The sequence below is a fragment of the Bacillus sp. AY3-1 genome (genome assembly GCF_008368785.1).
GTDB classification, from domain to species: Bacteria; Bacillota; Bacilli; order Bacillales; family Bacillaceae_G; genus Bacillus_A; species Bacillus_A wiedmannii.
The window spans coordinates 358,135-371,951 of the sequence record NZ_QORZ01000016.1; the positions used below are offsets into that span (position 1 = coordinate 358,135).

14 protein-coding genes are annotated in these 13,817 nt (G+C 34.9%); 13 read left to right on the plus strand and 1 reads right to left on the minus strand.

Features of this window, described 5'->3' with window-relative positions:
• Positions 1 to 86 precede the first annotated feature (86 nt).
• The 4 genes from DN389_RS13085 to DN389_RS13100 all read left to right on the plus strand — a co-directional run bounded on the left by DN389_RS13085 (position 87) and on the right by DN389_RS13100 (position 4,732).
• Positions 87 to 1,415, plus strand: a complete 1,329-nt coding sequence (locus tag DN389_RS13085; protein ID WP_098191317.1) for a YjiH family protein — start codon at positions 87 to 89, stop codon at positions 1,413 to 1,415.
• A 465-nt stretch (positions 1,416 to 1,880) separates the two neighbouring features.
• On the plus strand, positions 1,881 to 2,468 hold the full coding sequence (locus DN389_RS13090; protein WP_098191316.1) for a GNAT family N-acetyltransferase: 588 nt from the start codon (positions 1,881 to 1,883) through the stop codon (positions 2,466 to 2,468).
• 329 nt (positions 2,469 to 2,797) lie between these two features.
• A complete protein-coding gene (locus tag DN389_RS13095) occupies positions 2,798 to 3,430 on the plus strand; it encodes a YdcF family protein (protein ID WP_060487279.1) in 633 nt (210 codons plus the stop codon).
• 153 nt (positions 3,431 to 3,583) lie between these two features.
• Entirely contained in the window at positions 3,584 to 4,732 is a 1,149-nt protein-coding gene (locus DN389_RS13100) for an acyl-CoA dehydrogenase family protein (protein ID WP_149237223.1), read from the plus strand.
• A 138-nt stretch (positions 4,733 to 4,870) separates the two neighbouring features.
• On the opposite strand, the gene DN389_RS13105 is transcribed toward DN389_RS13100, so the two are convergent.
• Entirely contained in the window at positions 4,871 to 5,341 is a 471-nt protein-coding gene (locus DN389_RS13105; RefSeq protein WP_097858942.1) for a DinB family protein, read from the minus strand.
• 69 nt (positions 5,342 to 5,410) lie between these two features.
• On the opposite strand from DN389_RS13105, the gene DN389_RS13110 reads away from it, so the two are divergent.
• The 9 genes from DN389_RS13110 (at position 5,411) to pxpA (ending at position 13,672) form a co-directional block, all read left to right on the plus strand.
• On the plus strand, positions 5,411 to 6,139 hold the full coding sequence (locus DN389_RS13110) for an ArsR/SmtB family transcription factor (RefSeq protein ID WP_097858943.1): 729 nt from the start codon (positions 5,411 to 5,413) through the stop codon (positions 6,137 to 6,139).
• Positions 6,140 to 6,358: 219 nt separating this feature from the next.
• Positions 6,359 to 7,504, plus strand: coding sequence for a stage II sporulation protein P (locus DN389_RS13115; RefSeq protein ID WP_149237224.1), 1,146 nt, complete (start codon positions 6,359 to 6,361; stop codon positions 7,502 to 7,504).
• A gap of 225 nt (positions 7,505 to 7,729) precedes the next feature.
• Complete coding sequence (locus DN389_RS13120) at positions 7,730 to 8,407, plus strand: copper homeostasis protein CutC (protein WP_149237225.1); 678 nt, start codon at positions 7,730 to 7,732, stop codon at positions 8,405 to 8,407.
• A gap of 23 nt (positions 8,408 to 8,430) precedes the next feature.
• Complete coding sequence (gene lepB, locus DN389_RS13125) at positions 8,431 to 8,982, plus strand: signal peptidase I (protein ID WP_088063882.1); 552 nt, start codon at positions 8,431 to 8,433, stop codon at positions 8,980 to 8,982.
• Positions 8,983 to 9,135: 153 nt separating this feature from the next.
• Positions 9,136 to 9,969 (plus strand): DNA alkylation repair protein, encoded by an 834-nt coding sequence (locus tag DN389_RS13130; protein ID WP_087984559.1) that lies wholly within the window; start codon positions 9,136 to 9,138, stop codon positions 9,967 to 9,969.
• A 462-nt stretch (positions 9,970 to 10,431) separates the two neighbouring features.
• Positions 10,432 to 11,184, plus strand: a complete 753-nt coding sequence (locus DN389_RS13135) for an IclR family transcriptional regulator (RefSeq protein WP_149237226.1) — start codon at positions 10,432 to 10,434, stop codon at positions 11,182 to 11,184.
• 14 nt (positions 11,185 to 11,198) lie between these two features.
• Positions 11,199 to 11,912, plus strand: a complete 714-nt coding sequence (gene pxpB / locus DN389_RS13140; protein WP_088122510.1) for a 5-oxoprolinase subunit PxpB — start codon at positions 11,199 to 11,201, stop codon at positions 11,910 to 11,912.
• Positions 11,903 to 12,892, plus strand: coding sequence for a 5-oxoprolinase subunit C family protein (locus tag DN389_RS13145; RefSeq protein ID WP_149237227.1), 990 nt, complete (start codon positions 11,903 to 11,905; stop codon positions 12,890 to 12,892). The genes pxpB and DN389_RS13145 overlap by 10 nt, the downstream gene beginning before the upstream one ends.
• 18 nt (positions 12,893 to 12,910) lie before the next feature.
• Positions 12,911 to 13,672, plus strand: a complete 762-nt coding sequence (gene pxpA / locus DN389_RS13150) for a 5-oxoprolinase subunit PxpA (RefSeq protein ID WP_149237228.1) — start codon at positions 12,911 to 12,913, stop codon at positions 13,670 to 13,672.
• The last annotated feature ends 145 nt before the right edge of the window (positions 13,673 to 13,817 follow it).

The window sequence follows — 13,817 nt, forward strand, 5'->3', positions numbered from 1 at the left end:
TTTTTCATATGAATAAATATTAGAAATCGAAAGAAGGAATGTAACGTTATTATACAGAATATTTAGATAATAGGAGGTGTCGAATTTTGAGTGAAATTGAATTAAAAAGGAATGTAATTAAGACAGGGAGTGAGAAGAGGATCATTCTTCGGTTTATACTCGCTAGTCTAGTTGGGCTGTTTATGTTTTTCGTACCAGTTACGATAAATGGTGCTTCGTCCATTATGATTGATCATATCGTATCATGGATCAGGACTTCGGTTCCGAGCGTCGTACCTTATTACGCACTACTCGTTATGATAATGGGTGCAATTTATCCGTTTTATACAAAAAAATGGAATGCATCTATCGTAGACATTTGTTTTTCTAGTTTAAAAGTAGTTGGTGTTGTCTTTGGTGTATTATATTGCTTGAAAGTAGGACCAGCTTGGTTCTTTGCACCAGATGTAGGGCCGTTTTTGTATGAGAAACTAGTAATATCGGTAAGTTTACTCGTTACAATTGGCTCAGCTTTTTTAGCGTTATTAGTCGGGTACGGATTACTGGAATTTATTGGTACATTTTGCCGTCCGATTATGAGACCGTTATGGAAAACACCGGGAAGATCAGCAATCGATGCGGTTGCTTCCTTTGTAGGGAGCTATTCATTGGCGTTATTAATTACGAACCGCGTGTATAAAGAAGGAAAATATACGACAAAAGAAGCAGCTATTATAGCTACAGGCTTTTCTACAGTATCCGCAACATTTATGATTATCATCGCAAAAACATTAGACATTATGCATTTATGGAATGTTTATTTTTGGACTACTCTCGTTGTAACATTCATCGTAACTGCTATCACCGTAAGAATCCCACCCCTTAGTAGAAAACCAGATACATATGTAACAGAAGAAGGGTTCCCAGAGCCTGTTTATAAAGAAAAAATGCTAGAACGAGCTTGGGAAGATGCGTTAGAAGTATCAAAGTCTGCACCGAGTATTATGAAAAATATTGCAGTGAACTTAAAAGACGGTTTTATCATGACGATGGGAATTTTACCATCCATTATGTCAGTCGGATTAATTGGTATCGTCTTAGCGAAATTCACGCCAATATTTGATTGGATTAGTTATATTTTCTATCCGTTTACATGGATATTACAATTACCAGAAGCAGAACTAGCTGCTAAAGCGGTATCCGTTGGTATTGCGGAAATGTTTTTGCCATCATTATTAGTAGTAAGTGCACCACTTGTGACAAAGTTTGTCATTGCGGTTGTTTCGGTATCATCTATATTGTTCTTCTCAGCTTCCATTCCTTGTATTTTATCGACAGACATTCCGTTAAAAGTATCGGAACTTATTATTCTCTACGTACAAAGAACGATATTAACATTACTTATTATTACGCCGATTGCTTATTTGTTACTTTAAAGTTTTAAAAAGATAAATCTCTAACAAAAGAAGTCTTCTGTAAAAGGAAGGCTTCTTTTGTTTAAAATCGGGGTATTCCCACATCACTATCATGCTAAGAAAATCAAATATCCTAAAACGTGAAAATATACTATTTTCTGTTTTTTTGATGTTTTTATTTATTTTTTGAATATGACGTCATGCTTCTTAAGAAGATTCCTAGTCCTGCAAAAAAGAAACCTAAGCATAATAAGCTGCCTGGTGTTCCCCAAGTAATTTGATCTAGCATTTTCATCCCCTCCCATTTATCATTATATAGCATTTATTGGTAATTATCAAAATTTTACTTTTTAAAGGTTAGTGATGAGCTTTCCCGCCTTATACGAGAAGAATATATTTGAAAAGGAATTGTTTTAAATACATTCTGTTATTCTTATAAAACGTTTTCTTTTCATATGATATAGTAACAACAAAGGGGGCTTTCAAATGGAAATAATTCACGAAAGAGCAAAGTTACGGATAATAGATAGTGATGATGTCGAAACTTTGTTTTCGATTGTAGAAGGGAATCGGGATATTTGGGCGTATTTAATTTCTAAAATGGATAGTGCGCAAGATATGCAGCAATATGTGCAAAAAGCGATACAGGGTTATGGAAATGGTACTCAAATACCTTTTGTTGTAGTGGATCAACAGACGAATACGATTGTAGGAAGTACACGTTTATATAATATTTCAGTAGAAGATAAAACAGTAGAGTTAGGGCAGACTTGGTATCATCCAAGTGTACAACGTACGAGTATAAATACAGAGTGTAAGTATATGCTTCTTCACTATGCTTTTGAAAAATTGCATATGCTGAGAGTACAAATTAAGACGGATGCAAAAAATGAAAAAGCACAACGAGCAATTGAACGTTTAGGAGCAGTTAAAGAAGGTGTGCTTAGAAATGAAAGAAAATTACCAAGTGGTCATGTGAGAGATGCAGTTGTGTATAGTATTATTGCAAGCGAATGGCCAATAGTGAAAGCTCGTTTATTGGAAAAATTAGAGTTGTATAAAGAAAAGTTATAATTCGTGTTTTGAAAGGTATATTGTTCGCGATGTATGAAAAATATACCTTTTTTCTTACAAAATGCTACTTTATTTTAATTACTTTTGTTTCATCGTTCCCTTCTGAGAAAAAATTCGTTACAATGTAGTTGTATGGTAATAAACTTATGAATTTAAAACATGTAATGAAAACCGCAAATGAAAATGAATTGATAATCCTCAATTTTAAATGAAAACCCTTTTATATATAAATAACAAGTAAAGTTCCTTCTTTTAAATAAACTCAAACAAAACGATTTGATATAAATGTTTTTTATAGAAGTATGGATGATGTACGGAGGCAATTACAAATGAAAGAAAATAAGAAAAGTAAGAAAAGACGAATCTTTCAAGTATTTTTACTAATGATTTGTTCTGCTATTTTATATGTAAGTTATGCAGCTTACGATATTTGGAGCTATCGTTTTAAAACAGATGATAGTATGAAAACGGATGCTGGTATCGTACTAGGAGCGGCTTCTTGGAATGGAAAACCATCCCCTGTATTTAAAGAAAGAATTAATCATGCGATTTCTTTATATAAGAACGGAAACATTAAAAAGATTATTTTTACGGGTGGTACAAAGTTCGAGGCAGAACTTGAGGAAGCGCGTACTGCAAGAGTATATGCAATGAAACAAGGTGTAAAAGAGGAAGATATTTTAATTGAAACAAAATCCCTTTTCACAGAAGAAAACTTAAAGAATGCGAAGGAAGTTGGAATAGAGAACGGAATACGCACATACACGATTGTAAGTGATCCACTTCATATGAAACGCGCAATGAGAATCGCAAAACATATTAATATTGAAGCGTATGCTTCACCAACGCCGACATCAGCATATAAAACGTTAGACACAGAAATACCATTCTTCTTTAAAGAATTATTCTCGTACATTGGATATGTAACCTCTTTGCCGTTAAAGGCATTGAAGGGAGACTAATATAAGAAAAGAACCTATTTTAAATGGGAACTTTTCTTATTGGTCAAAAACATTGTATTTTTATCGGAATAGTGAAACAATAGAGAGGTAGCTTCATATAATCATAATGAAAAAGTGAGCGGTTGATGAATCGAACATAAAGGAGATTATAGTATGGCACTCTCATTTGTTGAAACAGAAGAACAATCTTTCATTATTGAACAAATAAATAAATTGATTCCGAAGTTCATGGAAAGAGAGCATCAACTAAGTGAATTAGGATCATTTCCGTATGAAAATATAAGTGATTTGAAAGATATCGGATATACGAAATTAACGTTACCGAAGGAATTTGGTGGTAGTGCGATTTCTTTATATGACTTTGTTTTATTTCAAGAGAAAATCGCGGAAGGCTGCGGAGCTACTGCGTTATCGATTGGCTGGCATATTGGCATTGTGAAAGAGCTAACGGAAAATCACTCTTGGAATGATGAGATGTTCAAATGGTTTTGCGAAGAAGTACGTAACGGTGCACTCTTTAATCGGGCAGCAACAGAACCAAAAACAGGGAGTCCGACGCGTGGTGGTAAGCCAGAAACAATAGCGGTTCAACAAGGCGAGAAGTGGATTATAAATGGAAGAAAAACTTTTACAACGATGGCGCCAATACTTGATTATTTTATTATTTCAGCGAGTATTGAAGGTCGAGAAGAAGTTGGAGAGTTTGTCATTCCGAGAAATATGCTTGGTGTATCCATTGAAGAAACGTGGGATAGCGTTGCGATGCGAGGGACTGCTAGTCATGACCTTGTCTTACAAAATGTAGAGATAGAAAATCGCTTTTTTACAGATGTAAAGGGCGGGAAAGTGAAACAAAAGGGTATTGGCTGGTTGCTACATATACCAGCATGTTATTTAGGAATTGCACAAGCAGCAAGAAATTATGCAGTTCAGTTTGCGGGATCATACAAGCCAAATAGTTTAAATCATTCTATTAGTTTATTGCCGAATGTTAGAAGATTAGTTGGAGAATTAGAACTTGAGCTTATGCAAGCTCGCGTCTTTTTATATCAAATTGCGAAAAAGTACGATGAGGCAGAGGATAAACTATCATTGCAAGCCGAACTAGCAGCAGTGAAATATGCTGTAACAAATGCGGCAATATCTATTGTAGATAAAGCAATGCGCATCGTAGGAGCAAAAAGTTTATCAGAAAAAAATCCGCTTCATCGTTACTATTTAAACGTCAGAGCAGGATTGCACAATCCGCCGATGGATGATGCAACACTATCTATGCTGGCGGATGCGGCGTTTCGGTCGTAGTAATTTTAAACTTGTATTTTATTGTTTATGAGTAATATAGTTGTTTTGAAAGCACGTGTTTGAGTAGTAATCAAACACGTGCTTTTTATGTGTTTAATATACTAGTTTAAAACGAAGCATTGTAAACATTTGTCGTATCTAATCCCATATTAAAGGTCTTTCCAAGTTTATCATTCGTAAATATTGTAAAAATTGACCAGCATGGACCGCATCATGATAGGCAATTCGTAATAGCATGTCGCCTAAATATCTTTGATAGCCAACATCGCTTCGATCAATAAGGGTTGAATCTAGCTCAGCTATGCTTATGGATTGAACATACTCTATGAAGTCAGTAAAGTACGATTGTGCCAATTCAATTTCTTTTTTTACACAAGTAATTGGCTCGTCATCATACGGGAAATGTATATCATTTATTGAGCCGTTGTTTTTTAAAATCATATGATAGTAAAAAGTTGAGCTCCATACATGACGAATCATCTCACCAAAGGACATAGCTTCATGATCAGGCTTCCAATTAAGAAAATTATCGGGAAGAGAATTCCATAATTTTTCTGAGCGTCTTCTCGTTTCTTTCAAATTTAATATACTAAGATTAATTGCATTCATAATACATTCTCCTTTACTATTAAACTTAAAATAATTGTATCAGTTTAATAGTTAGGGTATCATCGAAATATGAATGTATATCCGAATATCTCATATATAGCTAAACTAATTGCTGAACCTACAAGAGCAATTATCTTAGATTGTCTAATGAATAATCAGGCACTACCTGCTAGCGAATTGGCTTATATGGCAAAGGTGTCACATCCAACGATTAGTTCTCATCTTTCTAAATTAGTAGAGGGGAATCTACTTACAGTTGAACAACATGGTAGACATCGTTACTATCGACTTGCTAATCAAGAGGTAGCAGAAGTTCTTGAAAAGTTAGGAACAATTGCACCATCAGTCCAAGTTCGGTCTTTAAAACAATCGGATCAATTAAAACAAATTCGTTATGCTCGAACTTGCTATGATCATCTTGCAGGCAGACTCGGTGTAGAGATAACTGAAAAATTACTGCATAGGGAATTTATAATTTTAAAGGAAGGAGAATACATTGTAACGGAACAAGGTAAGAAATGGTTTCTGAATTTTGGAATAAATATTGAAACGGCAGATATAAAGAGAAGGGTATTTGCAAAACCTTGTCTTGATTGGAGTGAACGACGCTACCATATTTCTGGTTGGTTAGGATCTGCGATAGCAAAACTATTTTTTGAACAGGAATGGATTACAAAAACAGATAAGAATAGAGCCGTCCATCTTACAAAAAAAGGTATGAAGTTATTGAAAGACCAATTAGGCATTGACATGGAAAATAAAAAAGTCCATCAAAATGCAGTGCCTCCTATCGAGTAAACAGTATCAAATAACCTGAGTTCTATATTTATATAGACTCAGGTTATTTGATTTGTTTTAAAATCTTTGATGATATTTGCATATGGCAACTTTAACCTCATTTGCTTTACAGAAAGAGGTTAAATGAAAACATAGTAGTTTGAGGCAGTTCTATTAAATTATTAATCATATTCAATGAAAATTAAGCGTAAGAATATAGTAAATGAAGGGAGATATAAAATGAATAAAATTAAATTGAAAGTATTAAATGTAAGATATGTAGTGATATGTATTTTATTCACTATTATATGTATCCTCACTTCATTCTTCATTTCTAGTAATTCCAGCGTATTTAAATCATTTTATATGAATCAGTTGTTAGGAACGAATTCTACTAAAGGTCTTATGTATATGATAGGAAGTGAAAATCGTTATTTTGCAGAAGAATTTCATAAAGAAAAAGGACGAGCGTCTTTGGAATCTTTTTTACTGTCACTTTCTACAAACATTAATGTAAATGATCTCCGAAGTTTATTAACTAGAGAACTTCCTAATATGAATCAATTTTATTCGGAAATATTAATTGCTGGGGAAGGAACAGATTATACGAACATTCCTGAAGAATCCAGTATTCCTTTAGATAAAATTAAAGATAAAGGTACTGCTATTGAGCGCCCAAAGAGTGGGAAAGAAAACAATTCTACTGGTGAAAATTCAAATACACAAAATAACGGTGAAAATAAAGTTTTTATTTATCATACACATAGTTGGGAAGCGTTTATTCCTCTTATTCCAGGTGCTACTGTGCCCGATGATGCTTCCAGTACAAATAATGAAGTGAATATTACGTTTGTTGGAAACTATTTAAAACAAAAGTTAGAAGAAAAAGGAATAGGTGTTTCACATGATACGACAAATATGAGGGATTTTCTGCGAAATAAAAATTTAAATTGGGCCCAATCTTACAAAGGATCCCGTCAAATATTACAAGATAAATTAGCACAAGATAAAAATATTATGTTTCCAATGGACCTTCATAGAGACGATGCACGAAAAAATATTACAACAAAAAATATTAACGGAAAGAATTATGCTCGGCTTTATTTTATTTTAGGACGAGAAAATCCTAACTATGAAAAAAATAAAAAAATAGTAACGGCAATAAATTCATATTTAGATGAGAAGTATTACGGTTTAAGCCGAGGGATTTTTATTAAAGATCGTAAAAGCGGGAACGGAGTATATAATCAAGACCTTTCTCCCAATGCATTACTTATTGAAATGGGAGGGGTAGATAATACACCAGAAGAATTGTATGCGTCAGTTGACGCATTAGTAGAAGCATTTAGCCACTATTATAATGAAGTAACTAAGAAAAATAACTAAATGTATAGGGGAAACCTAGTATTTGTGTAAAATAAAAAGGAGTGACACCTAGTCAGAAGTTCTAGGGGTTACTCCTTTTTTAGTAGAATATAATATTAACAATGAAGGCAATCAATAAAAAAAATCTTTCTTTTCATTCTTCTTTTTACAGTTTTATAGGAGAATGCTATGTTTCTTATTTCAGCTACTGTATAATAAGAAAAAAGCACGAAAAGAGGTCATCTCATGCTAGAGGTTATTGCAACATGTTTAGAAGATGTGAAACGAATTGAACGAGCTGGCGGGAAGCGAATTGAATTAATTACATCTTATACAGAAGGCGGTTTAACGCCGAGTTATGCATTTATTAAAAAAGCGGTAGAAGCAGTACATATACCGATTCACGTTATGATTCGTCCGCATGCGAAGTCTTTTACATATACGGAAGAAGAAATTGAAATGATGAAGGAAGATATTATCATTGCGCAGAAGTTAGGTGCAGCTGGTGTTGTATTAGGTGTATTAAACGAACGAAATGAAGTGGATGAAGAGAAATTAGCGAATTTACTATCTGTTGTAGATGGAATAAATGTAACGTATCACCGAGCGATAGATGATATAGAGAATCCAGTAGAAGCGATGAAAACTTTAAAGAAGTTTCATAAAGTGACTCACGTTTTAACTTCAGGTGGACAAGGAAATATAGTAGAGAATATTCCGGTGCTTGCAGAAATGCAAAAGGTAAGCGGTGGTCAAGTTCAGCTTGTAGTTGGAGCTGGTGTGACAAAAGAAAATATAAAGCAATTGCTAGATGAAACTGGAATTTCGCAAGCTCATGTCGGTACAGCGGTTAGAGAAGGGAAATCATGTTTTTCTGAAATTGATCCTAATTTAGTACAAGAATTAGTTCAAATCATACAATAAACAGTTAAGAAAGAGGAGAAACGATGAAGGAAAATACGAAGAAAGAATTATTCTCATGGGCTAAAACGATAGGATTTACTCTTGTATTAATTGCTATTATTCGCGGTGTTTTATTTACACCTTCATTAGTACAAGGTGAATCGATGATGCCTACTTTAGAAAATAACGAACGAGTTCTTGTGAATAAGATTGGTTATAGTATAAGTGGATTAGATCGCTTTGATATTATCGTCTTCCACGGAAAAGAAGGATACGATTTAGTAAAACGAGTGATTGGTTTACCAGGCGATACAGTGGAGTATAAAAACGATGTTTTATATGTAAACGGAACAGCGATGGAAGAACCATATTTAAAAGAGTTTAAAGAAAAAGCAGCAGGCCGTGTATTAACTCCAGACTTTACGTTAGAACAAATCACTGGAAAAACGAAAGTGCCAGAAGGCCAAGTGTTTGTTTTAGGAGATAATCGTGAAGTTTCGAAAGACGGTCGAATGTTCGGATTTATTTCAGAAGATGAAATTGTCGGAAAAGGCCAAGCTGTTTTCTGGCCGTTGAAGCAAGTAAGAGCATTATAAAGCAAGTATGGGAGAAATATTCTTCTGGTGGATTTAAATCACATTTTTTGTAAAACTGAATGTTCATTTAAGAAAGACAGAGGTCATTTTGATTATTATTTTTCAAAATGGCCTCTGTTTATTTGAAGATAGTATTGCAAGGAGGGAATTTAAATGATAACGAAAGAAGCAGAAGTTATTTTAAACAGGAAAGGAGCCAGGAAAGTAAACGAAATCCCTAAAGAGGTCTTACAATTACTACAGCAAGGGAAAGTAGAAAGTGTTAATCTAACAGAATGGTTAGCTATAAATCATATTGAACTACTTAAAAACGTCTTACCTTCAATAGGACTCAAGAATAGTTTGGAATGTATAGTAGCTGAATTAGAAAAACAGAACGTTGAAACAGGAATGAAAGTCATACGAATAACAGGAGCTTTATTGGATGAAATTATACTCAAAGAGAATGAAGGGAACAAGGAAGATGTACTGTTAAAATTATCTGATCATATTTCAGATAGTGTACGATGTTGGGCAGCATTTATGAATAAAAAATCAAATAACACATTAAAAGATACATTAACGTACATTCGACCTTTTGCGGCGGATCATCATTTTGGTGTTCGAGAAATCGCTTGGATGTCTATTAGAGAAGATCTTTCACAAAATATAGAAGAAAGTGTGGAATTGTTAGTAGAATGGGCAAAAAGTGAAGATGAGAATATTCGTAGATTCTCTGTAGAATCTATTCGTCCTCGAGGTGTATGGAGTAAACATATTGAAATATTAAAACAAGAACCTGAAAAAGCACTTCCCATTCTTAATTTACTTAAATCAGATCCATCAAAATATGTACAAGATTCGGTTGGAAACTGGTTAAATGATGCAAGTAAAACGAAACCGGATTGGGTAATGAACCTGTGTGAAGAATGGGCAAAGGATACTGACATAAAATCAACGAGTAGAATTATTAAAAAAGCTAAAAGAACGATTTTGAAAAATAAGTAATATGTAACTAATAGACTTGTTAGTTGTACGAAGGAACAATCAATCATGTTAAAAAAATATTTCGAATAACTATGAGGAGAGCATGTATTAATCAATACATGCTCTTTATATTTCCTTTTATATTAGTGTTATTAATGAAAGGTGATCAAATATTAGTTCAAATCTAAACTTTTGTACTTTTTCATTGTAACTTTTATTCTAATAATTTTGTAGCAATGTGAACTTTGGAAATTGAACCGTCGTGATTTCTAAAGTTAATTTTATATTCACTGTCAGGAAGCGAATCACTCCAATATAAATCACATATTATTTGTGTTTTTTTAATAGCGGACAAAATATATCGGATTATGTATGTGAAAAAAATATTGATAGAATTGAAAGAATATTTTATAATTTTAAATTATATGTTCGTTTCAAAAAACGGAATTTAAATTCCGAAATTCGGAACAAGGGGGAGATAGAATGAGTATAAATAAAACGGCAGTTAAGACAATGGATATTTTAGAGTTGTTTTATGAGTATGAAGAGCTAAGTTTAACAGAGATGGTTCAGCTTACGAGTATGCCGAAAACATCTGTTTATCGTTTAATTGGCTCGTTAGAAGAAATGGAGTTTTTACAAAAAAACGAGAAGGGGAAATATCGTTTAGGGGTCGTATTTTTACGGTTCGGTCAACTTGTTTCACAAAGATTATCAGTAAGGAATATTGCAATTCCATATATGAAAGAGCTTAGAGATAGTTTAGGCCAGGCAGTTAATTTAATTATACAAGATGGTAATGACGCGATTTATGTGGAAAAGATGGAAGGCGTTCAGCCTGTACGCGTGTATACGGCAGTTGGAAGAAGAGCGCCACTTTATGCGGGTGCATGTCCGAGAATTTTACTATCGTATTTCTCTAAGGAAGAGAAACGGAAATACATAGAGGAAACGGATTTAAAACAGTTTGCAGATGGAACAATTGTGGATAAGGAACAATTGCTAGAAGTGTTGCAATTGGCGAAAAAGGAAGGACATACAATTAGCTACTCTGAGTTAGAAAATCATACAGCGGCTATAGCAGCGCCCATTTTCGCAAGCGATGGAACGGTTGTAGCAGGTATTAGTATTTCGGGATTAGCAATTGAGTATAACGAAAGTAACATTGCATATTTTATTGCGAAGGTGAAAGAAACAGCGAATCGTATTTCGAAAGAACTCGGCTTTTTGGCATAGAAAGAGGGAGTAGGATGAAATTTTCTGCGTTAGGGGATCAAGCAATTATTGTTACATTTGGTGAAGAAATTGGGATGGATGTATACGGAAAAGTACAACGACTATTTCAAGCACTACAGCAACATCCATTTGCAGGAATGATTGAATGCGTTCCGTCGTTTACTTCATTAGCTGTTTACTACAATTTATATGAAGTATGGAAGGGAAATGATAGAAAGATAAGACCGTATGATTACGTATGCCAATACATAACAAGAATGTTCGATACGTATAAGGAAGAGCTGAAACGAGATGTGAAACATATTTCTATACCAGTTTGCTACGGAGGAGAATATGGACCTGATTTAGAAGAGCTCGCACATTATCACGGTTTGCAAGTAGAAGATGTCATTCGAATACATAGTGAAACAACATATTTTGTGTATATGTTAGGTTTTACACCAGGGTTCCCGTATTTAGGAGGACTATCAAAAGAACTAGAAACACCTAGAAAAGAAATACCGCGGTTACAAATTGCTCCTGGTTCAGTAGGAATTGGCGGAAATCAAACAGGTATTTATCCGCTTGAAACACCAGGAGGATGGAATATTATCGGCCGAACTCCTATTTCGTTATTTAATCCAGAAGAAGAAACACCAACCTATATTCAAAGCGGTATGTATTTACGATTTATCCCAATAACGAAGGAAGAGTACGTATCACTTGAGGGGGCTAAAGAATGGATGTAGAAGTTTTACATGCAGGAATGTTTACAACAGTCCAAGATTTAGGGCGATCTCATTATCAACAATACGGTGTACCAGTTGGCGGGGCCATGGATCAAAGTGCACTTCGGATGATCAATATGTTAGTCGGTAATGAAGAGAATGAAGCGGGACTCGAAATGACGATCATGGGGCCTAAATTGTTAATAAAGAAAACGACTTTACTCGCGATTGGTGGAGCAAATATGGAGCCGTTACTGAATGGGAAGCGTATTCCATTATGGCGTCCCATTTTAGCGGAAGAAGGTAGTATGCTTTGTTTTGGGAAAGTGAAAAGCGGTTGCAGAGCGTATGTGACTTTTGCAGGTGGTATACAGATTGATCGCATAATGGGAAGCAAAAATACTTACATACGTGCTGCAATTGGTGGTATTGAAGGAAGAATGCTGAAAAAGGGAGATTATTTTCAAATTGGAACGCACACAGAAATGGCGAGTCATTGCATTCAAAACTTACAAAACGATGAGCGAAACAAAACGAAATGGGCAATTAGCAAAAGCGTACTGCCAAAGTATAAGAAGTATCCTAAGCTGCGTGTCATAACTAACTTTGAATATGATCAATTTACAGAAGAAAGTATACAGGCATTTTTTACGAAAGAGTATAAAGTATCTAATTACGCTGACCGTATGGGTTATAGAGTTGAAGGAGAAGTTTTAAATAGAGTGGAAGAAAAAGAGATTTTATCGAGTCCCGTTACATTCGGAACGATTCAAGTGCCAAACGGTGGACAGCCGATTATATTAATGGCAGATAGGCAAACGACAGGTGGCTATCCGAGAATGGGAAATATCATTTCAGTAGATTTACCTCTTCTTGCTCAGCTAAAACCGGGGGACTATGTTTCATTTGAGAAAATTACGCTTGAAGAAGCGGAACAATTGTACATAGAACAAGAAGTAAATATGAATCTATTAAAGAAATTCATCGCTTTACGAAGCTGACATTGGGAGGGAAACATCGTGACGACAATCGATTTAAACTGTGATTTAGGAGAAAGTTTTGGAGCTTATAAAATGGGGAATGATGATGAAATTCTTCCGTTCGTTTCCTCTATAAATGTTGCTTGTGGTTTTCATGCGGGTGATCCGACTGTAATGAGGAAAACGGTCGAAAAGGCACTGCAGCATAACGTAGCAATTGGCGCGCATCCTGGTTTTCCTGATTTAATTGGATTTGGAAGAAGAAACATGAATGTTTCAGCAAGTGAAGTATACGATTACGTTTTATATCAAATCGGCGCATTAGATGCTTTTGTGAAAGCGGCAGGAGGGAAAATGCATCATGTAAAACCGCACGGTGCCCTATATAATATGGCGGCGACAAATCCGGAAATTGCAGATGCAATCACGAAGGCAATTTATCATAGTAATCCCAATCTATTACTTTACGGATTAGCAAATAGCGAGGCGTTTATACAGGCTGCGGAAAAATATAATGTAACTCTCGTACAAGAAGCTTTTGCAGATCGTACGTATAAGCAAGATGGAACGTTAATGAGCCGGACAGAAGAAAATGCGCTCATAAAAAATGAAGACGAAGCGATAAAGCAAGTGCTTCAAATGGTGAAAGAAGGGTATGTAAACGCGGTGAGCGGAGAGAAAGTAGCAGTTCAAGCGAAAACAATTTGTTTACATGGTGATGGAGAAAAAGCAGTGCAATTTGCGGGGGCAATATACAGAACATTCGAACTTAATGGTATTTCTATTTGTGCACCGAAATAAAGTGAAACTTTAATCAGTGGGGCGGTTCATCCCCCGCTGATTATTAGTTGAACCAATCGGGCGTTTACGGGCAGTTGATCTCCCATCTAAATTTCTTTTCCTTAGTCGAATTTTGAGGTGGGAGTTTTACTGCCCGTTAATGCGG